The sequence below is a fragment of the Microbacterium daqui genome (genome assembly GCF_050408675.1).
Classification (GTDB): domain Bacteria; phylum Actinomycetota; class Actinomycetes; order Actinomycetales; family Microbacteriaceae; genus Microbacterium.
In genome coordinates this window covers 113,697-137,678 of record NZ_JBNTKF010000007.1, presented here as the reverse complement: position 1 = coordinate 137,678, position 23,982 = coordinate 113,697, and the positions used below count along the sequence as shown (strand labels likewise).

Below are 23,982 nucleotides of genomic sequence, written 5' to 3'. Positions count from 1 at the left end.
GCTCACCGTAGACTCTTCTGGTGAGTTTGTCGGGGATTGTTCGTGCCATTGAAGCTTCCGAGGCCTTCGCTGACCTCAACTACGTCGCTCTGAGCGATGCCAATGTATCGGTAGTCGATGGGCTCGATGCGCCGGTGTTGGCCGCCGCGCTCGCTAAGCGCGCGGCGTCGGGCAAACCCAGCGTGCTGGTTGCCGTAACGCCGACCGGCCGCCGTGCTGATGCACTCGCCGACGCCTTGCATGATCTGACCGATGCTGACGTGCGTGCCTTCCCCGCATGGGAGACGCTTCCGCACGAGCGTCTCAGCCCGAGCGCCGAAACCGTCGGCCGTCGCATTGAAACGCTCCGGGCGCTGCGCGCTTTTGACGGCTCGCGTCCGCTCATTATTACCGCCTCGGTTCGAGCCGCTCTGCAGCCGATCGCCCCCGGACTGGGCGAAGTGCATCCGATCGTTCTCACCACCGGCGCTCGTGGCCACGAGCTAGACGCCATCGTGAACGGGCTCGTTGAACTCGCGTATTCCCGCGTCGACATGGTGTCGCGCCGTGGTGAGTTTGCGGTGCGCGGTGGCATCCTTGACGTTTTTCCGGCGGTGGCGGATCACCCGTACCGTGTCGAATTCTTCGGCGATGAGGTCGACCAGATTCGTGCCTTCTCGGTATCTGACCAGCGTTCGCTCCCGGGCGACGTCACGTCGATCACACTGCCTGCGAGCCGCGAGCTCCTATTGACCCCGGCCGTCCGCTCCCGAGCCGCAGCCCTGGTTCCGGCGTTCCCCGGTGTCGCCGCCATGCTGGAGAAGATGTCGGCCGGCATTCCGGTCGAGGGCATGGAGTCGCTGACGCCCGCGCTGGTCGACGATCTCGTGTCTATTGCCGGGTACTTGCCCCGTGGTTCCGCCGTCGCACTCATCGACCCGGAGCGCTCGCGTGGTCGCGCGGCGACCCTGGGCGATACCAACCGCGAGTTCTTGGAGGCCGCGTGGAGCGCCGCGACCGGTGGCGCTGAGGCTCCCGTCGATCTCGGTGCGGGGGACTTCTTGACGCTAGGAGATTTGCGCAGTGCCGTGCTCGACGGCGGCAACGTGTGGTGGTCGCTCAGTCCATTTGATCCGGGTGACGCGGAAGACGCCGATGACACACGCTTCCCGGGGTCACCGGTGCCGTCGTTCCAGGGCAACGTCGAAGGCGCAACCGGTTTCGTAGCCGATCTCGTGTCGCAGGGGTGGGCGGTCGTCGTTGTCGCGGCCGGTGCCGGCCTCGTGGAGCGCGGGCGCGACGTGCTTTCGGAGCGCGGAGTCGCCGCTCGCGTCGTTGACGATCTGACCGAGGCGCCCCCATCGGGCGTCGTGACGCTCGTGCGTGGTAGCGCAGAGGCGGGCTTCATCAGCCCCGAAGCGCAACTCGCGGTGCTCACCGAAAACGAGTTCTACGGACGCACAATCGGTGGTTCCGCCGGCCCGAAGAAGCTCGCGTCGCGGCGCAAGAACGTGGTCGACCCGCTGCAACTCAAGAATGGTGACTTCGTCGTGCACTCGACGCACGGCATTGGCAAGTTCGTCGAGATGACGCAGCGCGAAGTGTCCAGCGGCGGCCGCAACCCGAAGAAGACCATCCGCGACTACCTCGTCATTGAGTACGCGCCTTCGAAGCGCGGCTACCCAGGCGACAAACTATTTGTGCCGACTGATCAGCTCGACCTGCTGTCGCGCTACGTCGGTGGCGAGGCGCCCGTGCTCAGCAAGATGGGCGGCAGCGACTGGGCGCAGGCGAAGACCAAGGCTCGCAAGGCGGTTCGCGATATCGCGGTTGAACTCGTCAAGCTGTACTCGGCGCGCATGGCGGCCAAGGGGCACGCGTTCGGGCCCGATACGCCGTGGCAGCGCGAACTTGAAGAGGCCTTCCCCTTCGCAGAGACTGCCGACCAGCTGCAGACGATCGACGAGATCAAAGCAGACATGGAGAAGCCGATCCCGATGGATCGCCTCCTCTCCGGAGACGTCGGCTTCGGCAAGACCGAGGTGGCCGTTCGTGCCGCCTTCAAGGCGATTCAAGACGGCAAGCAGGTCGCGATGCTGGTGCCCACGACGCTGTTGGTCAAGCAACACCTTGAGACGTTCACCGAGCGATTCGCGGGCTTCCCCGTCAAGGTGAAGCCGCTGTCGCGCTTCCAGACCGACAAGCAGGCGCGTGACATCGTGGCGGGCTTGTTGGACGGAACCGTCGACATGGTGATCGGCACGCACCGCATTTTGACGGAGCAAGTGAAGTTCAAAGACCTCGGCCTGCTCATCATCGATGAGGAACAGCGCTTCGGCGTCGAGCACAAAGATACTCTCAAGAAGATGAAGACCAACGTCGATATTCTCGCGATGAGTGCGACGCCGATCCCGCGCACGCTGGAGATGGCGGTCACCGGTATTCGTGAAATGTCGACCCTGCAGACGCCGCCGGAGGATCGCCACCCGATTCTGTCGTTCGTCGGCCCGAACAACGACAAGCAGGTCGCTGCGGCCATTCGCCGTGAACTCCTGCGCGAGGGCCAGATCTTCTTCGTGCACAACCGTGTGCAGTCGATCCAGCGCGTTGCCGCGCACCTGGCGGAGTTGGTTCCGGAAGCTCGCATCGCCGTCGCACATGGACAAATGGGGGAGCACGCGCTCGAGCAGGTCGTTGACGCGTTCTGGGAGCGCGAATTCGACGTGCTGGTGTCGACCACGATCATTGAAACCGGCCTCGACATCTCCAACGCCAACACGATCATCATCGACAAGGCCGACAAATACGGCCTCAGCCAGCTGCACCAGTTGCGTGGCCGCGTCGGTCGTGGCCGTGAGCGCGCCTACGCGTACTTCCTTTACGACGATGCCAAGCCGCTCACCGAAACAGCGGCCGACCGCCTCCAGACGATCGCAGTGAACAACGACCTGGGCTCGGGCATGCAGGTCGCACTGAAAGACCTCGAGATTCGCGGCGCGGGCAACATGCTCGGCGGCGAACAGGCCGGTCACATCGCCGGTGTTGGCTTCGACCTGTACCTGCGCATGATCGGTGAAGCGGTCGCGACATTCCGCGGTGAAGAGACCGACGGGCCGACTGAATTGCGTCTCGAGTTGCCGCTCGATGCGCGCATTCCCGAGACCTACATTGACAGCGAGCGGTTGCGCCTCGAGGCGTACCAGAAGCTGTCGGCTGCGGCCTCGCTCACGGCAAAAGACGACGCGATCGACCTCGTGATCGACGAACTACAGGACCGCTACGGAACCATGCCTGCCGAGGTGAAGGGGCTGGTGTCGGTTGCGCGGTTGCGTCGTCGCGCTGCGAAATCGGGGCTGGAAGATGTTGTCGCGATGGGCAAGAACCTGCGTTTGGCGCCCGCGCACTTCCCGGATTCGATTCGCGTGCGCATGCAGCGCCTGTACCCGCAGGCGAAGCTTGTTGCCAGCGGCGACGCACTCGTGGTTCCGCTGCCGACGTCCGGCGGTGAAATGTACGAGTCGGAAGATCTGCTGACGTGGGTCAACCAGCTGTTGAACGCACTGTACCCGCTGCCAGAGAAACCGGCCGAATCGTAGCGATCGCGGCTTGAACGCGGTAGCGTCTGGCCATGCTGTATGAACACCTGGGCGCCACGCCCCGCATTCATCCGGACGCCGTCGTTGCGCCGACCGCTGTGATCTCCGGTGACGTTGTCATTGGTGCCGAATGCCAGATTCTGCACGGCGCGGTGATCACGAGTGAGGGCGGGCCCATCGTTCTCGGTGAGAACGTGATTGTGATGGAGAACGCCGTGATTCGTGCCGCGGCGTCGGCCCCGGTGCACATTGGTGACCACACGCTGATTGGCCCGGGAGCCTCGATCAGCGGGGCGACGGTGGGAGAAGAAGTCTTTCTCGCGACCGGCACGCGCGTGTTCAACGGCGCTCGCATCGGTGACCGGGCCGATATTCGCATCAATGCGGTCGTGCATTTGCGTACGGTGTTGCCGGACGACGCCGTCGTGCCGATCGGCTGGGTGGCCGTCGGTGACCCCGTCGAGATTCTGCCACCGCACGAGCATGACCGCATTTGGGCCGCGCAACGTGAACTGGATTTCCCCGGTTATGTTTTCGGCGTTGACCGGGACACTCCTGACGTTATGGTGCAGTTGACGGAGCGGTACGGGCGCGCGTTGGCGCGTCATCGCGACGACAAACCGGTTGCAGACGCGTAGACTGGCCTAGGTCCTTTCGGGGCTGTGGTGTGTCGGGAAGCCTGGTCGACGATTCCTAACCGAACCTCTGGAGTGAATCGTGAAGTTACTGCGTTCTGCCCGTTTTCCCGCCATCATGCTGTTGTGTGCAGCCGCGGTTGGCCTCATTCTGGCGAACTCGCCGCTCGGCCCGGCGCTCGCCGATCTCCGTGGAACTCACCTTGCCGCGGAAGGCAGCGCGTTCGACCTATCGATCGGGCACTGGATTTCTGACGGCCTCCTCGCGATCTTCTTCTTCACCGCGGCCATCGAACTGCGCTACGAACTCACGAAGGGTGCGCTGCGCGAACCCAGGAAGGCCATGGTTCCGGCGATTGCTGCCGCCGGCGGCGTGATTGTTCCGGTTCTCGTATACCTCGTCTTTGCGAACGGCACGCAGTATGCAAACGGGTGGCCGATTCCGACTGCCACTGACATCGCCTTCGCGCTGGGTGTGCTGGCCGTCTTCGGCCGCGGACTGCCGGGAGCCGTGCGCGCGTTCTTGCTCGCGCTCGCGATCTTGGACGACATTGTCGGCATTTTCTTCATCGCCGTGCTCTTTACGAACGACCTGCAGCCGCTGTGGCTGGCAGCCGCCGGCGGACTCGTGCTCGTGTTCTTCGTGCTGAGCCGCATGAAGCCCCGCACCACGACCGATGCCGCGCTTCGCCAGGCAGCCCTGCTGATCATCGCAATCGCAACATGGGGCATGGTCTACCAGAGCGGTGTGCACGCCACGATCGCCGGTGTCGCGCTGGGCTTTGCCATGGCGCCGCGCAAGGCCGACCGTCTGCGCCACCGGCTCGAGCCTTGGGTCAATGCCCTCGTGCTCCCCATCTTTGCCTTCTCTTCGGCAGCCGTGATGGTTCCGTCCGTCAGCATGGGCGAACTGACTCCCGCGTTCTGGGGAATTCTGGTCGCGCTGCCGGTCGGCAAGATCATCGGTATCGCGCTCGCCGGTTACCTGGCGCAAAAGGCGCTCGGCACGCAGTCCGACAGTCACTTGCCCGTCGGCGACTTGATCGCCGCCGGTGCACTCGGCGGAATCGGATTCACGGTCTCCCTATTGCTCGGTGAACTCGCGTTCGCTGGCGACGCCGAAGTACGCGCAGAAGTGACACTCGCGGTGCTTGCCGGCTCGATCATCTCGATGGTGCTCGCCGGGATCTTCGTATCGTTGCGAGCCCACAAGTACCGAAAGGTTGCCGCCGTTGACAGCTGACCCCCTCCGCCGCTCTGCCGACACCATGCGTGCCGTGCAAGAGAGGTGTGTGTGGAGTCAGCAGATGACGCACGAAGCCCTGCTGCCGTACCTGATCGAAGAGGCGCACGAACTCGTCGACGCGGTTGAGCGTGGGTCGGATGACGACCTGCGCGAAGAACTTGGCGACGTGCTGTGGCAAGTGCTGTTTCACAGCGAGATCGCTTCACGTGAAGGTCGATTCTCGATCGATGACGTCGCCGGAGAGCTGGCCGACAAGATGACTCGTCGTCACCCGCACGTTTTTGCGGGGGAGACCGCTGAGACGCCGGAGCAGGTTCTCGTGCTCTGGAACGCCGCCAAGGCTGCCGAGAAGCGGGAGCGCCGCAGCGTGCTGGACGGCGTCGCCCGATCAATGCCGGCGCTCGCGTATGCGCAGAAGGTGCTGGGCAAAGCCTCGTCGGTCGGCGTCGAAGCTCCCGTGTTGCCGCTCGCGCTCGAGACAGAAGAAGACCTAGGCGTCGCGCTGTTGGCGCTGGCCGGGCTTGCGCGCGAGCGTGGATTAGACGCCGAAGCTCTGTTGCGAGCCGAGGTGCGACGCGTTGAAGCTCGCGTGCGAGACGCGGAGTCTTCCTCCGGTCGTTGAGCGAGGACGCGTAGCGACCGAGAAGAAACGGATCGACGTATCGAGATCGGTCGGGGGCGCCTCCTCGGGGGCGGGTTTCGGGGGATGGGGGTGGAGGTGGAAAGATAGGGGCGTGGCAAATGTGAACCCTCCCCGTGGCATGCGTGACTTCCTCCCGGCAGAAAAGGCGCGTCGTGAACGCGTACTGGCCGTGATCCGTGAGCGATACCGCGCCCATGGTTTTGATGAGATCGAAACCCCCGTGGTTGAGGACTACGCCCGTCTGCACTCCGGAATGGGGGGCGACAACGAAAAGCTGTCGTTCTCGATCCTGAAGCGCGGCCTCGAAGCCAACGACTTTGTCACGTCCGAAGGTGACGTGGCGGCCCTTGCCGACCTCGGCCTGCGGTTCGATCTGACGGTTCCGCTCGCCCGCTTCTACGCGACCAACCGCGGCGACCTGCCCACGGTGTTCCGCTCGATCCAGATGGCTCCCGTGTGGCGCGCCGAGCGCCCGCAAAAGGGTCGCTACCGCCAGTTCGTGCAGTGCGACATCGACATCATCGGTGACGCGTCAGCGCGCGCCGAGGCCGAACTCATCGTCGCAACCCTCGACACCGTCGACGCTCTCGGCCTGGAGGGCGCGAGCGTGCGCATCAACGACCGCCGCGCGCTCGACGCGATGCTCGATGTCTTCGGATTCACTGGCGATGAGCGCCCCGGCGTGCTCATCACGATCGATAAGCTCGACAAGATCGGTGCCGAAGGCATCGTTGCGGAGCTGCGGGAACGCGGAACCACGGCTGCCGCTGTCGACGCATTCGAAGGTTTCCTGCGTCGACCGGTGACGCTGGAATACCGTCCATTCGGCGAGGGCCAGATTCGCAAGGCGCTGCCCGCTGGCGTACCCGATGAGGTCATCGAGCACCTTGTCGGCATTGGTGAGGCTGTCGTCGCGGCCCGCGGCGGCGAAGCACCCCTCGTCTTCGACCCGTTCCTCGTGCGCGGCATGGGCTACTACACCGGAACCATTTTCGAGCTCGCGCACCCGAGCGTGAACTACTCACTCGGTGGCGGCGGCCGCTACGACGGCATGATCGGCCGGTTCCTCGGTCAAGACGTGCCGGCCGTCGGCTTCTCGATCGGCTTCGAGCGCATCGTTGACCTGCTCGAGGCCAGCGAAGCCGACGCGACGCCCGCTCTCGTTCTCGTGCACGACAAGAACGTCACCGTGAACCAGCTCATCGCGCTCAAGGCAGAGTTGATTCGCGAGGGCATGCGGGTACGTGTCGAACAGCGCACGAAGAACCTCAACGGTCTCCTCACGCGCGCGCAGGCCGATGGCTACACGGCGTTTGCCACGGTCACCGCTCACACCACGCGCGAGACGGTCGAGATTAAGACCCTCGGGTAGTCGGTGGCTCGTTTCGGTGCGCTCAGTCTGCTGATGCCTCGGTGACGCGCTTCTTTTCGCGTACGTACACTTCGCGGCGCACGCGAGCGACGACGTCGCCGTCTTCGTCGGTGATGACGGTCTCGAACCACTCGAGCACCTTCGCCCCGCCGCGGGCGAGCTCGCGTACTTGAGCTGCACGCTCTGGGCTGACTTCGAAAACAGCAGTCAAGGTTCCGCGCCCCGGCTTCACAAACTCAATCTCGCCCTTCGTGTCCCACACCACGTAGTCGCGACCCAGCTGATGCATCAGCAGCATGAAGAAGTACGGGTCGGTCATGGCAGACATGGAACCACCGAAGGCGGTTTTCACGTAGTTGCGCGTGATGAGGTTCACGCGCAGGGTGACGACGGCGCGCGTCCAGTCCTCGGAAAACTCGCGCACGCGAATGCCAGCGAAAAAGTTTGGAGCCCACAGGCTCATGCCCAGGGCCAAGCGGCGGGGAGTGATGCGCATTTCTCTAGTGTGTCCGCCCGGTCAAAGGGCAGCAAATTCGGTTGGAGAATCGGCACAATCGTCCGTCTAGACACAGTTGTTCTATTTGAAGTAGAATAAAGCATGTTCATCACCGTGAATCCGCAGAGCGACGAGCCCCTGTTCGCACAGGTCGCCAGCGCCGTGCGTGCGGAAGCCGCGACGGGAGCACTTCGCCCCGGCGACAAGCTCCCGGCCGCTCGCGAAGTTGCAGCCGCACTCGGGATGAACCTGCACACAGTGCTGCACGCGTATCAAGATTTGCGTGATGAAGGGCTCATTGAAATGCGCCGCGGTCGCGGCGCGATCATCACCGAAGCGGCGGCTCCGCTCGCCGAACTTTCTGATGACATCTCCGCGCTCGTCGCGAAGGCGAAGGGCCTTGGGCTCTCCGCAGAAACATTGACATCCCTCGTTAAGGAGGCCACACGATGACAACATCAATCACCCCCACGACGACCCTGGCGCACGCTCGCGCGCGCTTCCTGCTCGTCGGTTTCTGGGTTCCGTTCCTTGCCCTAGTCGGTGCACTCGTTCTGCAACTCATGTGGCTGAGCGAGCTGCCGATCCCTGCCGCAATCCACTTCTCGGGCCGTGGTGGCCCCGATGGCTTCGGCCCGGCATGGACGTTCCCCGTGCTCACCGGCGCTGTCGGTCTCGGCATCTTGATGCTGTCGACGATTCCGATCCTGGTCATGGCGAAGCGCGGCCAGTGGAGTGTCTCACCCCGCTTCCTCGGAGCCATCATCGCGGCAACCGTCATCATGCTCGCGGTGGGCCTCACGATCACCGTTAACTCGCAGCGCGGGTTGCTCGATGCCACCCAGGCTCCCGACGCCGGCCCCTTCATTCTGCTGGGCTCGGCCATCGGACTTGTCTACGGTGTCATCGCGTGGCTCTTGCAGCCGTCGCTCACGATCCAAACCGAGCCCGACGTGGCCATCACACCCGCGGCGGTGGCGACCGGAACCAAGGCGGCGTGGATGCAGACGGCGCGCGCCAGCGGGGCGGCTCTCGGGCTCATGCTCATTGGTGTCGGCACCGTACTCGTAATGTCCATCATCATGACGGCGGACGGGCAGTCCACCGCCTGGGTCATGTGGCTGCTGACAGTGCTCATGGCCGTGCTGTTCGCCTCGATGTTCGTGTTCCGCGTGCGCATCGACGAGAACGGTTTCACGGCACGCAGCATCGTGGGCATTCCGCGGTTCCACATTGCGCTGGAGAACATTGCCGAGGCGCGATCGATCACCGTGAACGGCATGGCCGATTTCGGTGGCTGGGGTCTGCGCTACATGCCCGGAAGTGGCGCGGGAATCATCCTGCACTCGGGTGAGGCCCTGCAGATCGTGCGTACGAACGGCAAGAAGATGACCGTGACGGTGCCTGATTCGGTACGGGGCGCCGAGCTTCTTATGGGGCTCCAGCTGGCGCATGCCCCTTGACCTCGTCGGCGGCACGGAGTTTCCTGGGGGGTGTGAACCTCAGCTCTGAAGCCACCGCTGCCGCCGACGCCTACCTCCAAGCCACACTCATCGCACCAGACGACGTTCTCGAGAACGCACTGGCTCGTCAGCGCGGTGCCGACCTTCCCGACATCGAAGTGACCGCGTTGAGCGGCAAACTCCTGAATCTGCTCATCCGCATGAGCGGGGCCAAGCGCGTGCTCGAAATCGGCACCCTCGGCGCATATTCCACGATTTGGATGGCCCGCGCCGTCGGTGACGACGGTCACGTCACGACGATTGAAGCGGAACCAGACATCGCGAAAGTCGCGCAGCAGAACCTCAACAACGCGGGCGTTGCCGAGCGCGTAGAGATCAAGATTGGTCGCGGCGAGCACGTGCTCCCGACGCTCGTTGGCGCCGAACCCTACGACTTCGTCTTCATCGACGCTGACAAAGAATCCAACACGCTCTACCTCGACTACGCGGTGAAGCTGGGGCGCAGCGGAACCGTCGTGGTTGTCGACAACATCGGTCGCGAGGGTGAGATTGTGCGGCCCGACACCACCGACCCCAAGGTGCAGGGAACACGCGCGGGCCTAGAAATGCTCGGCCGTGACCCTCGTTTTGACGCCACCGCGTTTCAAACCGTGGGATCCAAAGGGTGGGATGGCACGGCCATCGCCGTCATTGTGTGACGGTCTGCAACATTGCTTCACCCGTACTCGTGCCTCTCGATAGACTGGCCGAGGACCATCGTCGCTCCACCATTCCCTTTTCCACGAACAAGGAGTTCCCGTGGCATTGATTGAGGCTGTAGGCGCTCGCGAGATTCTTGACTCGCGCGGCAACCCGACCGTTGAGGTGGAGGTTCTGCTCGATGACGGCATCGTGCAGCGCGCTGCCGTTCCGTCGGGCGCATCGACCGGCGCTTTCGAAGCGTATGAGCTTCGCGATGGCGACAAGGCTCGCTACGGCGGAAAGGGCGTGCTCAAGGCCGTCGACGCCGTCATCGACGAACTCGGACCAGCCATTGAAGGTTTCGAGGCGAGCGAACAGCGCGTCATCGACGAGGTTCTGAAGGAGACCGACGGAACCAGCAACAAGGGCCGCGTTGGCGCAAACGCCATCCTCGGCGTGAGCCTCGCAGTCGCAAAGGCTGCTGCTGACTCGGCAGACCTGCCGCTTTTCCGCTACGTCGGTGGCCCGAACGCACACGTTCTCCCGGTTCCGCTGCTCAACGTCATCAACGGTGGCGCGCACGCAGACACCGGTGTTGACATGCAGGAGTTCTTCCTGGTTCCGCACGGCGCCGAGTCGTTCGCCGAGGCACTCCGCTGGGGCACCGAGACCTACCACGTGCTTAAGAGCGAACTGAAGGCGGGCGGCTACGCAACCGGTCTCGGCGACGAGGGTGGCTTTGCTCCCGACCTGCCCAGCAACCGTGGCGCACTTGACTTCCTGATGGCTGCCATCGAGAAGGCAGGCTTCAAGCCGGGCGAAGACATCGCTGTTGGCCTTGACGTCGCATCGACCGAGTTCTACGCCGACGGTGCGTACTCGTTCGAGGGTAAGAAGCTTTCGGCTGAAGAGCTCGTCGCTTACTACGCCGACCTCGTCGCGAACTACCCGCTCGTCTCGATCGAAGACGGCCTGGCTGAAGACGACTGGGAGGGCTGGAAGGCTCTCACCGACGCTCTCGGCTCGAAGGTTCAGCTGGTGGGCGACGACCTGTTCGTCACCAACCCGCAGCGCCTCGCCGACGGCATCAAGAAGGGCGTCGGTAACTCGCTGCTCGTCAAGGTAAACCAGATCGGTACCCTGACCGAGACCCTCGACGCCGTGAGCCTGGCTCAGCGCTCGGGTTACACCGCGATGCTGTCGCACCGCTCGGGTGAGACCGAAGACACCACGATCGCCGACCTCGCTGTTGCAACCAACGCAGGTCAGATCAAGTCCGGTGCGCCTGCCCGCAGCGACCGTGTTGCGAAATACAATCAGCTTCTGCGTATCGAAGAAGAGCTCGGTGAAGGCGCTGTCTTCGCTGGCCGCTCGGCCTTCCCGCGTTACTCGGCATAAGCCGAGCGCGGCAACGCACTCACGCTGAAACACAGAGAGGGGAAATCCATGGCACGACGCCCGGATTTCCCCTCTCGTGTGTCTACGTCCCGCACCGATCCGGTTCGCACGATGACCGCGCGGGGGAGTAAAACCACCAACCGTGCCAAGCGCGTCGACGTTCGTGATTGGCTCGGCGGCATCCGGTTCTCCGGATTCATGGCCATCATGCTGGGGCTGGTCGTGCTCGCTGTCTTCGTGCTGGTCCCGAGTATCGGCACCTACCTCGAACAGCGCCAGCGCATCGCATCGCTGCAAGAAGCCGTCGCGGTATCGCAAAAAGAGGTTGATCGCCTCGAAGCCGAGCGCGACCGCTGGACAGACGCGAACTACATCGCGTCGCAGGCCCGCGAGCGGCTGTACTACGTCAAGCCCGGTGAGGTTGTTTATCTCGTCGACAACGACCTTGACGAATCTCTTCTCCCGCTCGGCCGTGGTCCGGTCAGCGACAAGGTGGAGAAGACGAGCGTCAATTGGATGACGAAGGCGTTGCGCTCGGTGACCGAATCGGGCCTCGCGCAATCAGTAGCCGTCACCGACGAGGCCGCCAACACGCCAGAACCCGGCGAACAGACAGATTCACCGACGCCCTGACCGGTAGCCTAAAGGGGTGACTGTGCCCCCTTTTGAACCCGTACGCCAGGTCGATCTCGATGTGATGAGCTCGCAGCTCGGCCGCACTGTGCGCGGCGTTGTGGGCATCGCTGCCCGTTGCGTGTGCGGCAACCCGACGGTTGTCTCGACTCAGCCGCGACTGGATGACGGCACGCCGTTTCCCACGTTCTACTACATGAGCCACCCGGGCGCCACGGCCTCGATGAGCCGTCTTGAAGCCTCCGGCATCATGGCGGAATACTCCGCACTCCTTGAAACCGACGAAGAAGTTCGCGCCGCCTACCAGCGCGCACACGAGGCCTACCTTGCCGACCGCGCCCAGTTTGGTGACGTCGAAGAAATCGATGGCATCTCCGCCGGGGGTATGCCGACCCGCGTCAAGTGCCTGCACGCCCTTGCCGGTCACACCCTCGCCGCTGGCCCCGGTGTGAACCCGATCGGTGACCTGGCACTCGCTGCCGCCGACTGGTCACCCACGGTCTGCGTTTGCGACGAGCCGGGTCGAGCGGCATGAAGCGTGCGCTCACGATTGTCATCGTCGGCGTTTTCGCCGCGATGCTTTCGCTGAGCGCTCCCGCCATGGCCGTCGAGTTGGCAGAAGACCCGACGCCCACGCCATCGACTACAGAATCGTCAACACCAACACCCTCGCCAACTCCGACAGACCCGATCCGGGGTGCCGAGTACTGGCTCGATGGCTACGGAATCACCGAAGCGTGGAAGACCACGAAGGGTGACGGTGTCACGATCGCCGTCATTGACACCGGTGTCGCGCACACCGCATCGCTCGACCCCGCGGTCGTCGGCGGCGCTGACTTCTCCGGTGCGGGTAGCGAAGACGGCCGCACACCCGTGGGCGTGAAAGACGCCAACCACGGCACGTATGTCGCCTCGCTTCTCGCGGCTCGCCCCGGTGCTGGCGACACCGGTATGGTTGGCGTCGCTCCGGAAGCCGACATTCTCGCAATCTCCGTTGGCTTTGGTTCAAGCGCCACGGTTCCGTTCGTCGATCAGCTCGCCGACGCGATCGTGTGGGCCGTTGACGAAGGCGCCGACATCATCAACCTGTCGCTCACGACCAACCAGCTGTCGTGGGATCAAAGCTGGGACGCCGCGTTTCAATACGCGTTTGACCACGACGTCGTCGTGATCGTCGCCGCCGGCAACCGGGGGAGCGGAACCTCGGTCGTCGGTGCGCCCGCAACAATTCCCGGCGTGCTCACCGTTGCTGGCGTCGACCCGACCGGCAAAGCGAGCCTCGGGGCGTCGACGCAGGGCATCACGATTGGTGTTGCGGCTCCGAGTGAGGAGCTCTTGGGCATCGCTCCCGATGGCAGCGTCGTGGTGTGGGACGGAACCAGTGGTGCAGCTCCCATAGTGGCGGGAGTAGCGGCGCTCGTGCGCTCGGCGCACCCCGATCTTGACGCGGCGAACGTCATTCAGCGACTCATTGCGACGGCGACTCCGGTGCCGGGCGCGGCCACGCCGTCGCCCCTGTATGGTTACGGCCTGATCGACGCGAAGGCTGCTGTTACCGCAACCAACGTCACCCACGTTGATGAGAATCCGATGGGGTCGTTGGCTGAGTGGGTGCGCATTTATCGGCGTGCGGATGCACCGCCGCAACCCCAGCAGCCGGGCGAGGTTCCGCAGGTCCAAATCCCGGAACTGCCACCGGTTGAAGGGCAAGCGCCGAAGCCGAATCCCCTGATGCCTTCCTTAGAATCCATCCGTAACGGGTCTATTCCGCTCATCGCTGTGACATTGCCTGGTATTCTATTAGCGCTCGGCGTCACTGCTGCTGCCCGGAGCATCCGTTCGGCGCGCGAGTCGCGCACGTCGAGTAATGATCACTCAAAGGAATTATCTTCCCGTGCCTAAAATCCTGATTGTTGGTGGAGGCTACGCCGGTTTCTATACCGCGTGGAAGCTGGAGAAGCACCTTCGTAAGGGCGAGGCAGAGGTCATCATGGTTGACCCCCTGCCCTACATGACCTACCTGCCCTTCCTGCCGGAAGTCGCCGCTGGTTCCATCGAAGCTCGTCACGCTGTTGTGTCGCACCGTCGTCACCTCAAGAAGACGACCATCGTTCGCGCAAAGGTAACGAACGTCGATCACGCCAACAAGACGGCGACGATCACGCCCGAGCAGGGTGAGTCGTACGAACTCGAGTACGACCAGATCGTCGTGACCGCTGGTTCCGTTTCGCGCACCTTCCCGATCCCGGGTATTGCCGAGAACGCGATCGGTATGAAGGCGATCGAAGAGGCTGTTGCTGTTCGCGACCGTCTGCTCAACAACTTCGATAAGGCAGCCACGCTGCCCGCGGGCCCCGAGCGCGACCGTCTGCTGACGGTTGTCGTTGTCGGTGGTGGATTCGCCGGTATCGAGACGTTTGCGGAGCTGCGCTCGCTCGCGTCGTCGCTGTTGAAGAACTACCCGCAGCTCAAGTTCGAAGACACGCACTTCCACCTCATCGAGGCCATGGGTCGCATCATGCCTGAGGTTTCGCTGGCGACAAGCGAGTGGGTTCTGAAGGACCTCGGCAAGCGCGGCGCCAACGTTCACCTCGACACGCAGGTTGTCGACGCGACCGACGGCAACGTTGGCCTGTCGACCGGCCAGGTTATCCCCGCCGACCTCATCATCTGGACCGCCGGTGTTATGGCGAACCCGCAGGTCGTGAAGAGCTCGGGTCTACCCGCAGACCAGCGCGGCCGCATTACCGCTGACGCAACGCTGCGCGTTGTTGACGGTGAAGAGATCGTTGAGGGTGCCTGGACCGCCGGTGACATCTCGGCTGTTCCTGACCTCACCGGTGGTGGCGTTGGTGGCTTCTGCGTTCCGAACGCTCAGCACGCGGTTCGCCAGGCCAAGCGCCTCGCCAAGAACCTCGTTGCCGTACTTCGTGGCGAGCAGCCCGTCGAATACATCCACAAGAACCTCGGTGCTGTTGCCGGCCTCGGCCTCTACAACGGCGTCTTCCAATCCGGCAAGCTGGCCCTCAAGGGCTTCGTTGCCTGGGTTGCACACCGCGGTTACCACGGCCTGGCAATGCCGTCGTGGGAGCGCAAGTGGCGCGTGCTGTGGGGCTGGTGGCACAACCTGTGGCTCGGTCGCGACATCGTGTCGCTCGAGGCTGTGCAGACGCCGCGTAAGTTCTTCACTGACTTTGCGTCGAAGCCGCGTCCGGCTGCTGCTCCCGTCGAGGCACCGGCTGAAAAGCCCGCCGAGTCGGTTGCTGACAAGGCCGCTGAGCCGGTCGGCGCCAAGTAAGACGTTCACGAAGGCGGGTGCTTCGGCACCCGCCTTCGTCGTTTCTCCGGGCCTATCGCTAGGCTAGAAACGACCCGCCCCCATAGCCCAATGGCAGAGGCAGACGACTTAAAATCGTCCAAGTGTCGGTTCGAGTCCGACTGGGGGTACTCGCGAACATAGGTCGCCCGCAGGGAGATCGCGTACGCTATCGCCATGATGATTGAGCCGCAACCTGCTGAGAAACCGCGATCGCGGCTGCTGACAGCGGCGGTGTGGGGTGGCGGTTTCGTCGCCCTGATTTGGGCCATCGAGATTATTGACGCGATCATGAATCAGCGTCTTGACAACAACGGTGTGCGCCCGTGGACGGTCGATGGCCTGTGGGGCATCGTCTTCGCCCCTGTGCTGCACAGCGACTGGGCACACCTTATTTCCAACACGGTTCCGGCTTTCATGCTGACGTTTGTCATTGTGCTGAGTTCCGGAACCATGCGGTGGTTAGAAGCGACGGCAATCGTGTGGGTGACGGCCGGGGTGGGCACGTGGCTCATCGGCGGGCTGAATACCAACCACGTCGGAGCATCATCGCTGATTTTTGGTTGGGTCGCGTTTCTGGTGCTGCGCGGAGTCTTTGCCAAGAAGCTCAGTGAAATCGCGATCGGCATCGTTATTGCCGCCGTATACGGATACCTCATTTGGGGCGTGCTGCCGACAGCGCCGGGCGTCTCTTGGCAGGGGCACCTGTGCGGTGCGATCGGCGGTGTGATTGCCGCCGTTGTTCTCGGGCGGCGGTCGGTGCAGGAAAGCGACGCCACGGCTAAATGACAATTTGGTGACGGCCATTTTCGCCGCTGAGAAGCGAGCGTATGCTCCCACTAAAGAGGTGCGTTCGCAGCGCCTCTGAGGGGAGGGCATCATGCGCCGTACGTATCGAGCCGGGTTCGTCGTTTCCACGGTTTTTGCCGCAGCGATACTGATCGCCGGATGCTCGGGCGGTGTCGGGCCTGTAGGGCCACAGGGGACGGGTGAGGCGCAACAGTCGGCGGAGAGCCCTGCCGCTGAAGAGCCGAGCGGAACCACGAGCGAGGGAACAACGTCAGAACCGAGCGCCGGTGGCACATTGTCGGGTGCCTGCCGGGAGATCTCCGAAGCGATGGGGAGCGCAAGCACCGAGATGGGCACCGCCATCCAAGATGGCATGACCAATCCTGAAGGGGTGAAAGAGGCGCTTCTGCTGCAGGCACAAGCACTCCAAGAAGCAGTCAAGGCCACAGCAAACTCCGAAGTGAAGACCGCGCTGCAAGCCGTTGCTGACGATATGAGCACGTTCGCCGCCGTCTTCGAGGGTCTCCCTGACTTGGCCAACCCCTCATCATGGGCCAACGATCCGGTCGCGCTGGAGAAGGTCACCCAGCTGGGTCCGAAACTGCAGGCGGCCGGAACCGAATTACAAGCATCTGTGGGAGAGCTCCTCACGCTGTGTAACTACACGCCCTAGGCGCCATCGCGCAATTTGTGGGAGAACTCTGCCGATGGTTACGTTAACCCGCCACGACCTGTGAGCAATGTCCTCATTCGTGCATATTTGGAGAGAATGCCCCTAGGCTGGCCACGTGCTTGACCTGATGACCCGATCAGCGGCGGCGCAAGGGTGGCGTTCTCCCGAGGTATGGTGGCGGGCGCTAACCGATGCTACCTCGCTCATGCCCGCTCCCGTTGCTGTGATCGCGCAAGACGCGCTCGCCTTCAATACCCGCGACATGCTGGTTCGCGCCGGGGGAGTGCCCATTCGCGTCGCGAGTAAATCGATTCGTGTACGAGCCGTTCTTGACGCGGTGCTGGCGATGCCGGGCTACCAGGGTATCCTCGCGTTCACGCTCGCTGAAGCGCTGTGGCTGTCAGAAACGCACGATGACATCGTGATGGGGTATCCCACGACCGACCGTGCCGCGCTCATGGCGTTGCTTTCGAATGATGTCGCCGCGAGCCGCATCACCCTTATGGTGGACGACACTGCACAGCTCGATTTCATCGACGCTCTCGTCGCGCCCAACGCCCGGCCGGTGATCCGTGTAGCGATTGATGCAGACGCCTCGTGGCGCGCCCCCGCACTCGGCCACATCGGCGTTCGTCGCTCGCCGCTGCACACGCCAGCCGAAGTCGCCGCGTTCGCCGCACGCATCGCCAGCCGCCCCGGCTTCCAGCTGGTCGGCCTCATGATGTACGAGGCTCAAATCGCCGGGCAGACCGACGCGAGCGGACACCAAGACGGCCTCATGCGCTGGATGAAGCGCCAGTCCGGCGCCGAGCTGGCCGACCGACGCGGTGGAATCGTGGCCGGCGTTCGTCGCGTTGCAGACCTCGAGTTTGTCAACGGCGGCGGTACCGGCTCGCTCGAGTACACCGCTGCCGATGACGCCGTGACCGAACTCACCGCCGGCAGCGGCTTCCTTGCGGGAACTCTCTTCGATGACTACCAGGGGTTCCAGCTCGCACCGGCCGCAGCATTCGCGTTCGACGTGGTGCGCAAACCGTTGCCCGACATCGCCACGATTTTGGGCGGGGGCTGGATCGCTTCCGGCCCACCGGTTGCGTCGCGCCAACCTCGAGCAGCATGGCCCACCGGCCTCAAGACACTCGGTCGCGAGGGTGCGGGCGAAGTCCAGACACCGTTGCAGGGGGCGAATGCGCTCGCGCTCGCGGTGGGCGACCGAGTCTGGCTCCGCCACGCGAAGAGCGGCGAAGGATCGGAGCGGGTGAAGTCATACCACGTTGTCGACGACGGTGTTGTCGTCGACGAACTATTGACGTATCGCGGTGAAGGAAAGGCTTTTTTGTGACACGACCAGGTGGAAAATGGCAGAACTGGGCCCGATCGGCGAGCATCCGACCGCAGCGCGTGGAATTTCCGCGCTCCGCTGAAGCGGTGCAGCGGGCGGTGCTCGCGGCGAAAGACCGCGGCATGCTCGTCAAGGCAGTCGGCTCCGGCCACTCCTTCACCGGTATCGCGGTTGCCCCCGGCGTGCTGCTCGATCTCTCCGACCTCAGCGGCATTGTCACAGTTGACACGGAGCGTCGCCTCGTCACGCTGAAAGCCGGAACCAAGCTGCACCAGATTCCGCAGCTGCTGGCACCATACGGGCTGGCGATGGAGAACCTCGGCGATATTGACCGGCAGTCCATCTCCGGCGCTATTTCCACCGGAACGCACGGCACTGGTTCCACTTTCGGCGGCATCTCTACGCAGATCGTCGGTGCGACGCTCGTAACGGCCGCGGGTGAATTCCGCACGATTGACGAGAACAATTCGCCGGAGCTGATTCCGGCGATCGCCCTGGGGCTTGGTGCCCTGGGCGTTCTCATCGACGTCACCGTGCAGTGTGTTCCCGCGTTCTTGATGCACGCGGTTGAGCGTCGGGAGCCGATCCAGGACGTCGTCGCTAACATTCACGAGCGCGCCACTGGCGTCGACCACTTTGAGTTCTACTGGTTCCCGCACACCGAGTTCGCGTTGACCAAGGAGAACACCCGGCTGCCGGAGGGCGACAAGCGCCACCCACTGCCGCGCGCCTCGAAGTGGGTTGACGAGACCCTGCTGGCCAACGGCGTGTATCGCCTGACGTGTGCCCTGGGTCACGTCGCGCCGGCGATTATTCCGCCGGTATCGCGTATGGCGGCGCAGCTCACCGGGTCGCGCGAATACACCGACCTGTCGACGAACGTGTTCACGCAGTCGCGTACCGTGCGCTTCCGTGAGATGGAGTACGCCATCCCCGTCGAGAACGTGCAGGCGGCGTTTGACGAGCTCCGTTCGGTCATTAACCGCAACGGTTGGAAGATTTCGTTCCCCGTCGAAGTGCGCTTCGCGAAGGGCGACGACCGGTGGCTGTCGACGGCTCACGGGCGCGACTCGGCCTACATTGCGGTGCACCGATACTGGAAGGAAGATCCCAGCCAATACTTCCGCGCGGTGGAAGCCATCATGAGTCAGTACGGCGGGCGCCCGCACTGGGGCAAAATGCACACGCTTCGCGCGGAGACGCTCCGCGAGCGCTACCCGCGGTTCGATGACTTCGTTGCCTTGCGCAATGAGTTGGACCCGGAACGGATGTTCCGCAACGCCTACCTCGATCGCGTACTCGGCGCGTGAACTCGCTGAGAGTCAGCGCAACGCACCTCGACAGCGCCGATGGCGCGGATAGTATGTGATTCGAAAGAAGGGGGCTCGCACTTATGTGGGAATGGCTTATTCCGGTCCTGATCGTTGTTGCGATCGTGGTTATCGGTGCAATTTACCTGTGGGCGACATATAACGCACTTGTGGCGCTCAATGTTCGTGTTGACGAGGCGTGGAGCGACATTACGGTGCAGCTCAAGCGTCGTGCTGATCTCATTCCGAACCTGATCGAGACGGTCAAGGGGTACGCGGCGCATGAGAAGGCCGTTTTTGAGAACGTCACTCGTGCTCGCGCTGAAACGCTTTCGGCGACCTCGCCGGCGGCCGCTGGCGTGGCTGAAGGGCACATGGAACAGGCCCTGAAGAGCCTGTTTGCCGTTGCTGAGGCATACCCGGCTCTGCAGGCCAGCCAGAACTTCCTGCAGCTGCAGGAAGCCATCGTCGACACCGAAGACAAGATCCAGGCGTCGCGCCGTTTCTACAACGGCGGTGTGCGTGAGCTGAACACCAAGATCAAGGTCTTCCCGAACAACCTGTTCGCACGCAGCCTCGGCTTCGTCGAGCGTGAGTTCTTCGAGGTGCTGGACGGAGCGGCGATCTCAGAGCCGCCTCGCGTTCAGTTCTAAAACTGAAGCAATGGCCCGGTGCGAAAGCGCCGGGCCATTGTCATTGCCGCGCTCAGTGGCGTGCAGCGCCGTGTAACGCGCCGTGGAGGTCATTCGTGGCCGAGCCCCATGTCGACACGCTGATCGTCTCCAGGCCCTGCCAGCGGGCCGCTAGGCGCAATTCCGCAGCGACTGCCTCGGTGTGCCGGGCAGACGTCGCGTCTTCCCACCACGCCGACTGCACGAGCAGTATCGATCGGGATCGATCAGCCTTCAAGTCGACGCGGCCGACAACATCACCGTCAGCGAGGATTGGTAATGAGTAGTAGCCGAACTGCCGCTTTGGTGCCGGAGTATAGATCTCAATGCGGTACTCGAAGTCGTATAGGCGCGCTGCGCGGTCGCGGAACCACACCAGCGGGTCAAAAGGCGTGAGCAGTGCCGCCGGGGGCACGTTGCGTGCGGCGATCGCGTCGCGGTGTCTCCAGGCGAGGACGTGCTTGCCTCCGCGCGTCCACCCCTCGACGTGAACCGGCAACGCGACGCCCGCATCGCGAAGGTCGGCGAGAGCGCGGGTCGCATCGGCGATTGAGACGCGGTAGTAGTCGGCGAGGTCTGCCGTTGTTGCGACACCGTAGGAGGCGAGCGCGCGACCCATCAGTTCACGGATGGCATCGGCGCGCGACGGGGGAGCGGTGAGGTGCTGAGCGGGGATGACCTGCTGGGCGAGGCCATAGCGCCGTTCAAAGCCTCGCCTGCCAGCGACCGCAACTTCGCCGAACAGAAACATGTACTCGAGCGCCCGCTTCACGCGGTTCCAGTCCCACCACGGGCCGCGCGCACCCTGGTGTGCATCGTCTTCAATCTCGGCGGGGCGAAGCGGACCGCGCGCGGCAAGTTCGTCACGCACCCACTGCATTGTGGCGGCATTCTCCGAGACCCACCCGCCGGCGCCTTCGCCGTACTTCGCGCGATTAGCGGCCATGCGAAAGCCCCACAGTGACCAATCGGCTACCGGTATCAGCGTGGCTACGTGCGCCCAGTACTCGACGTAATCGCCGTCGGCGCTAAAGATGAGGGTGTCGAGCAACGAGGTGTCGTAGGCACCGAGCCGGGCGAACATCGGCATGTAGTGACTGCGTGAGAAAACGTTGACGCTGTCGATCTGCAACACACCAATGTCACGCATGACGCCATGCAGATGGCGCGCTGATGGCGACTGGGGGCGACGTCGGTTAAACCCTTGGGCGGCGAGGGTGATGAGTTGGGCTTGGCGCCGCGAAAGGGAATCGACCATGCCGACAGCGTAATGCGACCCTCCGACAGTCCTAGACTGTGGGAATGGCTGAAGAACGGCGTAACTCCCGCTTCTGGGATGCCGTGCGCGCTCGGCCTCAGGGCTCAGGCGACTCGGCACCCGTTCCGCACGCGCTCCAAATCGCAACGGCATACGCTTGGCGGCTTCTGATCATCGGACTCGCCGCCGCCGGTGTGGTCTTCCTGATCATCCAACTGAAGCTCCTCGTGATCCCGATGCTGATCGCGCTTCTGCTGAGCGCGCTGGTGGCGCCCTTCTTTGATTGGCTCAATAATCACCGGGTGCCACGCTGGTTGTCGATCGTCATTGTGATGGTCAGCACGATCGCGATCGTGTCGGGCTTACTGTGGCTCGCGATCTGGCAAATTGCGCGCCAGCTTCCTGAAGTTCGGACACGAACTGTCGAGGGCATTCAGGCGTTCCAGCAGTATTTGGCCGACAGCGCACTGCAGATTAGTGCCGAAGACTTCAACGTCTGGTTTAGTGAGGGGCTCAAGCTCCTGCAAGAGCAAGCACAGGCCCTCATCCAAGGTGTGCTCGCCGTCGGTTCCACCGTCGGACACATCGCGACCGGCGCCCTCCTGGTGCTGTTCATCCTGATATGCCTACTCACCGACGGCGCCGGTATCTGGCGCTGGACTCTCCGCCTCTTCCCACGCGACGCTCGCCCCGCCGTTGACGCTTCGGCCCGTGCCGGCTGGCGGACGGTACGCAACTATGCCCGCACTCAACTGCTCGTCGCCACGATTGACGCGATCGGTATCGGCGCGGTGGCCTTTGGTCTCGGTGTGCCGATGGCGATCCCTGTTGCTGTGCTCGTGTTCCTCGGCTCGTTCGTGCCGTTCATCGGTGCCGTCGTCACCGGTGCCCTGGCTGTCTTCCTTGCGCTGGTCTACAACGGCCCGTTTATCGCGCTGTGGATGCTCATCGGTGTGCTGGCCGTGCAACAAATCGAGAGTCACCTGCTGCAGCCCCTGCTGATGGGGGCGGCGGTCAAGGTGCACCCGCTCGCCGTGGTTCTTGCCGTAGCTGGCGGCGCCATGATCGCTGGCATCCCCGGCGCCCTCTTCGCGGTTCCGCTTGCCGCCTTTGCCAACGTTGTCGCGGTATCTCTCGCCAGCGGATCCTGGCGCGACGGAACCGTGAATCACGATGATTTGATCTGGAAAACCGTACCGAGAGAAAGGCGGGCTCGATGAGCCGCGGACCCGAGCTGAAAGACATCGAGCACGCTGCAGAGAGCCTGGCCCCGCATATTGGTCACACGCCGCTAGAGCCGTCGCAACACCTCACCGACGTGTTGGGTGCGCCCGTCTACCTAAAGATGGAGAACCTGCAGCGCACCGGTTCGTTCAAAGTTCGTGGTGCGACCTACCGTCTGTCGCGATTGACCCCGGAAGAGCGTGCTCGCGGTGTTGTCGCGGCGTCGGCCGGTAACCACGCGCAGGGCGTGGCGCTCGCAGCGCGTGAGCTCGGTGTCGCTGCCACGATTTTCATGCCGCTCGGTGTTCCGGTTCCGAAGCTCCTGTCGACCCGTGGCTACGGTGCCGAAGTTGTGTTGCAGGGCGAGACGGTGGAAACGCCGCTGCGTCTGGCGGCGGAGTTTGCGGAGCGCACGGGCGCCGTGCTGATTCACCCGTACGACCACATCGACGTCGTGACTGGCCAGGCCACACTCGGCCTCGAAATCTTCGATGACCTGCCTGACGTTGACACCGTCATCATGGGCATCGGCGGCGGCGGGCTCATCGCTGGCGTCGCGTCGGCGCTCAAGCAGCGTGCAGAGGCAGCCGGACGCACCATCCGCGTCATCGGTGTGCAGGCCGAGAACGCGTCGCCGTACCCGCAGTCACTTATCGAGGGTCACCCGGTTACGGTGCAGACCAAGCCGACGATCGCCGACGGTATCTACGTCGCTCGCCCGGGCAATGTGCCGTTCGAGATCATCAAAGACCTCGTTGACGAGGTCGTCACCGTCACCGACGATGACATCGCGCGCGCCCTGCTGGTGCTCTTGGAGCGCGCGAAGGTCGTGGTGGAACCAGCGGGTGCCGTTGGTGTCGCGGCTATCCTCGCGGGCAAGGTGCAGTCGACCGGAAAGACGGTGACTATCCTCTCCGGCGGCAACATCGACCCGCTGCTGTTGCAGCGCATCGTGGCCCATGGTCTGGCGGCGTCTGGTCGTTACATGACGATCCGTATTCCGTTGCCTGACCGCCCCGGTCAGCTGGTGCGCATTTCGGAGATCATCGCCAACGCTGGCGCGAACGTTGTCGAGGTTATGCACACGCGGCACGGCCAGGGCATGCAGATCAACGAGGTGATGATTCAGATCTCGGTAGAGACGCGCGGCCACGAACATCAGCAGGTGACGCTCGAAGCACTCCGCGAAGACGGCTACGACCCCATTCTCATCGCAGACTAAGCCCCGCAAACGCCGATGCCCCGCACAATTCGTGC

The 23,982-nt window shown here is 63.5% G+C and carries 22 protein-coding genes and 1 tRNA gene; 21 read left to right on the top strand and 2 right to left on the bottom strand.

Annotated elements, in window-relative coordinates; translation table 11 throughout:
• Window positions 1–20: 20 nt before the first annotated feature.
• From mfd to hisS, 5 genes are all read left to right on the top strand, one after another.
• Window positions 21–3,575, top strand: a complete 3,555-nt coding sequence (gene mfd, locus ACQUSY_RS06790) for a transcription-repair coupling factor (protein WP_428903744.1) — start codon at window positions 21–23, stop codon at window positions 3,573–3,575.
• A 32-nt stretch (window positions 3,576–3,607) separates the two neighbouring features.
• A complete protein-coding gene (locus tag ACQUSY_RS06785; protein ID WP_428903743.1) occupies window positions 3,608–4,213 on the top strand; it encodes a gamma carbonic anhydrase family protein in 606 nt (201 codons plus the stop codon).
• A 79-nt stretch (window positions 4,214–4,292) separates the two neighbouring features.
• Window positions 4,293–5,453 (top strand): Na+/H+ antiporter NhaA, encoded by a 1,161-nt coding sequence (gene nhaA / locus ACQUSY_RS06780; protein ID WP_428903742.1) that lies wholly within the window; start codon window positions 4,293–4,295, stop codon window positions 5,451–5,453.
• 64 nt (window positions 5,454–5,517) lie between these two features.
• Window positions 5,518–6,078 carry a MazG nucleotide pyrophosphohydrolase domain-containing protein gene (locus ACQUSY_RS06775; RefSeq protein ID WP_428903741.1) on the top strand — a complete coding sequence of 187 codons (561 nt, stop codon included), beginning with the start codon at window positions 5,518–5,520 and terminating at the stop codon, window positions 6,076–6,078.
• Between the two features lie 139 nt (window positions 6,079–6,217).
• The gene (gene hisS, locus ACQUSY_RS06770) at window positions 6,218–7,471 is read left to right on the top strand and encodes a histidine--tRNA ligase (RefSeq protein ID WP_428903772.1); all 1,254 of its coding nucleotides are present in this window, start codon (window positions 6,218–6,220) and stop codon (window positions 7,469–7,471) included.
• Window positions 7,472–7,493: 22 nt separating this feature from the next.
• On the opposite strand, the gene ACQUSY_RS06765 is transcribed toward hisS, so the two are convergent.
• On the bottom strand, window positions 7,494–7,967 hold the full coding sequence (locus ACQUSY_RS06765) for a DUF4442 domain-containing protein (protein WP_428903740.1): 474 nt from the start codon (window positions 7,965–7,967) through the stop codon (window positions 7,494–7,496).
• Window positions 7,968–8,069: 102 nt separating this feature from the next.
• Here ACQUSY_RS06765 and ACQUSY_RS06760 point away from each other — a divergent pair, with 102 nt between their 5' ends.
• The 14 genes from ACQUSY_RS06760 to ACQUSY_RS06695 all read left to right on the top strand — a co-directional run bounded on the left by ACQUSY_RS06760 (window position 8,070) and on the right by ACQUSY_RS06695 (window position 20,225).
• Complete coding sequence (locus tag ACQUSY_RS06760; RefSeq protein ID WP_428903739.1) at window positions 8,070–8,420, top strand: GntR family transcriptional regulator; 351 nt, start codon at window positions 8,070–8,072, stop codon at window positions 8,418–8,420.
• Window positions 8,417–9,430 (top strand): SdpI family protein, encoded by a 1,014-nt coding sequence (locus ACQUSY_RS06755; RefSeq protein ID WP_428903738.1) that lies wholly within the window; start codon window positions 8,417–8,419, stop codon window positions 9,428–9,430. The genes ACQUSY_RS06760 and ACQUSY_RS06755 overlap by 4 nt, the downstream gene beginning before the upstream one ends.
• Window positions 9,431–9,462: 32 nt before the next feature.
• The gene (locus ACQUSY_RS06750) at window positions 9,463–10,128 is read left to right on the top strand and encodes an O-methyltransferase (protein ID WP_428903737.1); all 666 of its coding nucleotides are present in this window, start codon (window positions 9,463–9,465) and stop codon (window positions 10,126–10,128) included.
• Between the two features lie 100 nt (window positions 10,129–10,228).
• Window positions 10,229–11,509: a phosphopyruvate hydratase gene (gene eno / locus ACQUSY_RS06745; RefSeq protein ID WP_428903736.1), complete on the top strand. Its 1,281-nt coding sequence runs from the start codon at window positions 10,229–10,231 to the stop codon at window positions 11,507–11,509.
• Window positions 11,510–11,587: 78 nt separating this feature from the next.
• The gene (locus tag ACQUSY_RS06740; RefSeq protein WP_428903735.1) at window positions 11,588–12,142 is read left to right on the top strand and encodes an FtsB family cell division protein; all 555 of its coding nucleotides are present in this window, start codon (window positions 11,588–11,590) and stop codon (window positions 12,140–12,142) included.
• Between the two features lie 16 nt (window positions 12,143–12,158).
• Window positions 12,159–12,677, top strand: coding sequence for a DUF501 domain-containing protein (locus ACQUSY_RS06735; protein ID WP_428903734.1), 519 nt, complete (start codon window positions 12,159–12,161; stop codon window positions 12,675–12,677).
• Window positions 12,674–14,044: a S8 family serine peptidase gene (locus tag ACQUSY_RS06730; RefSeq protein ID WP_428903733.1), complete on the top strand. Its 1,371-nt coding sequence runs from the start codon at window positions 12,674–12,676 to the stop codon at window positions 14,042–14,044. Before ACQUSY_RS06735 ends, ACQUSY_RS06730 begins: the two co-directional genes overlap by 4 nt.
• The gene (locus ACQUSY_RS06725) at window positions 14,010–15,440 is read left to right on the top strand and encodes an NAD(P)/FAD-dependent oxidoreductase (protein ID WP_428903732.1); all 1,431 of its coding nucleotides are present in this window, start codon (window positions 14,010–14,012) and stop codon (window positions 15,438–15,440) included. Before ACQUSY_RS06730 ends, ACQUSY_RS06725 begins: the two co-directional genes overlap by 35 nt.
• A gap of 76 nt (window positions 15,441–15,516) precedes the next feature.
• Window positions 15,517–15,589, top strand: a tRNA-Leu gene (locus ACQUSY_RS06720).
• 46 nt (window positions 15,590–15,635) lie between these two features.
• Window positions 15,636–16,247 (top strand): rhomboid family intramembrane serine protease, encoded by a 612-nt coding sequence (locus ACQUSY_RS06715; RefSeq protein WP_428903731.1) that lies wholly within the window; start codon window positions 15,636–15,638, stop codon window positions 16,245–16,247.
• Between the two features lie 91 nt (window positions 16,248–16,338).
• Window positions 16,339–16,920 carry a hypothetical protein gene (locus ACQUSY_RS06710; protein WP_428903730.1) on the top strand — a complete coding sequence of 194 codons (582 nt, stop codon included), beginning with the start codon at window positions 16,339–16,341 and terminating at the stop codon, window positions 16,918–16,920.
• 127 nt (window positions 16,921–17,047) lie between these two features.
• Entirely contained in the window at window positions 17,048–18,262 is a 1,215-nt protein-coding gene (locus tag ACQUSY_RS06705; RefSeq protein WP_428903771.1) for an alanine racemase, read from the top strand.
• On the top strand, window positions 18,259–19,572 hold the full coding sequence (locus tag ACQUSY_RS06700; RefSeq protein ID WP_428903729.1) for a D-arabinono-1,4-lactone oxidase: 1,314 nt from the start codon (window positions 18,259–18,261) through the stop codon (window positions 19,570–19,572). The genes ACQUSY_RS06705 and ACQUSY_RS06700 overlap by 4 nt, the downstream gene beginning before the upstream one ends.
• A gap of 83 nt (window positions 19,573–19,655) precedes the next feature.
• The gene (locus ACQUSY_RS06695; protein ID WP_428903728.1) at window positions 19,656–20,225 is read left to right on the top strand and encodes a LemA family protein; all 570 of its coding nucleotides are present in this window, start codon (window positions 19,656–19,658) and stop codon (window positions 20,223–20,225) included.
• A 52-nt stretch (window positions 20,226–20,277) separates the two neighbouring features.
• On the opposite strand, the gene ACQUSY_RS06690 is transcribed toward ACQUSY_RS06695, so the two are convergent.
• The gene (locus tag ACQUSY_RS06690) at window positions 20,278–21,501 is read right to left on the bottom strand and encodes a winged helix-turn-helix domain-containing protein (protein ID WP_428903727.1); all 1,224 of its coding nucleotides are present in this window, start codon (window positions 21,499–21,501) and stop codon (window positions 20,278–20,280) included.
• A 44-nt stretch (window positions 21,502–21,545) separates the two neighbouring features.
• Here ACQUSY_RS06690 and ACQUSY_RS06685 point away from each other — a divergent pair, with 44 nt between their 5' ends.
• Window positions 21,546–22,721, top strand: coding sequence for an AI-2E family transporter (locus tag ACQUSY_RS06685; protein ID WP_428903726.1), 1,176 nt, complete (start codon window positions 21,546–21,548; stop codon window positions 22,719–22,721).
• Window positions 22,718–23,947: a threonine ammonia-lyase gene (gene ilvA / locus ACQUSY_RS06680; RefSeq protein WP_428903725.1), complete on the top strand. Its 1,230-nt coding sequence runs from the start codon at window positions 22,718–22,720 to the stop codon at window positions 23,945–23,947. The genes ACQUSY_RS06685 and ilvA overlap by 4 nt, the downstream gene beginning before the upstream one ends.
• Window positions 23,948–23,982: the final 35 nt, after the last annotated feature.

What these genes read in the sequence shown, in the direction of transcription:
- ACQUSY_RS06690 (WP_428903727.1), bottom strand. Translation starts at nt 21,501, where the DNA reads ATGGTCGATTCCCTTTCGCGGCGCCAAGCCCAACTCATCACCCTCGCC.
- hisS (WP_428903772.1), top strand. Translation starts at nt 6,218, where the DNA reads ATGCGTGACTTCCTCCCGGCAGAAAAGGCGCGTCGTGAACGCGTACTG.
- ACQUSY_RS06725 (WP_428903732.1), top strand. Translation starts at nt 14,010, where the DNA reads ATGATCACTCAAAGGAATTATCTTCCCGTGCCTAAAATCCTGATTGTT.
- ACQUSY_RS06685 (WP_428903726.1), top strand. Translation starts at nt 21,546, where the DNA reads ATGGCTGAAGAACGGCGTAACTCCCGCTTCTGGGATGCCGTGCGCGCT.
- ilvA (WP_428903725.1), top strand. Translation starts at nt 22,718, where the DNA reads ATGAGCCGCGGACCCGAGCTGAAAGACATCGAGCACGCTGCAGAGAGC.
- ACQUSY_RS06715 (WP_428903731.1), top strand. Translation starts at nt 15,636, where the DNA reads ATGATGATTGAGCCGCAACCTGCTGAGAAACCGCGATCGCGGCTGCTG.
- ACQUSY_RS06730 (WP_428903733.1), top strand. Translation starts at nt 12,674, where the DNA reads ATGAAGCGTGCGCTCACGATTGTCATCGTCGGCGTTTTCGCCGCGATG.
- ACQUSY_RS06760 (WP_428903739.1), top strand. Translation starts at nt 8,070, where the DNA reads ATGTTCATCACCGTGAATCCGCAGAGCGACGAGCCCCTGTTCGCACAG.
- ACQUSY_RS06755 (WP_428903738.1), top strand. Translation starts at nt 8,417, where the DNA reads ATGACAACATCAATCACCCCCACGACGACCCTGGCGCACGCTCGCGCG.
- ACQUSY_RS06775 (WP_428903741.1), top strand. Translation starts at nt 5,518, where the DNA reads ATGACGCACGAAGCCCTGCTGCCGTACCTGATCGAAGAGGCGCACGAA.
- ACQUSY_RS06785 (WP_428903743.1), top strand. Translation starts at nt 3,608, where the DNA reads ATGCTGTATGAACACCTGGGCGCCACGCCCCGCATTCATCCGGACGCC.
- ACQUSY_RS06705 (WP_428903771.1), top strand. Translation starts at nt 17,048, where the DNA reads ATGACCCGATCAGCGGCGGCGCAAGGGTGGCGTTCTCCCGAGGTATGG.
- ACQUSY_RS06710 (WP_428903730.1), top strand. Translation starts at nt 16,339, where the DNA reads ATGCGCCGTACGTATCGAGCCGGGTTCGTCGTTTCCACGGTTTTTGCC.
- ACQUSY_RS06765 (WP_428903740.1), bottom strand. Translation starts at nt 7,967, where the DNA reads ATGCGCATCACTCCCCGCCGCTTGGCCCTGGGCATGAGCCTGTGGGCT.
- ACQUSY_RS06695 (WP_428903728.1), top strand. Translation starts at nt 19,656, where the DNA reads ATGTGGGAATGGCTTATTCCGGTCCTGATCGTTGTTGCGATCGTGGTT.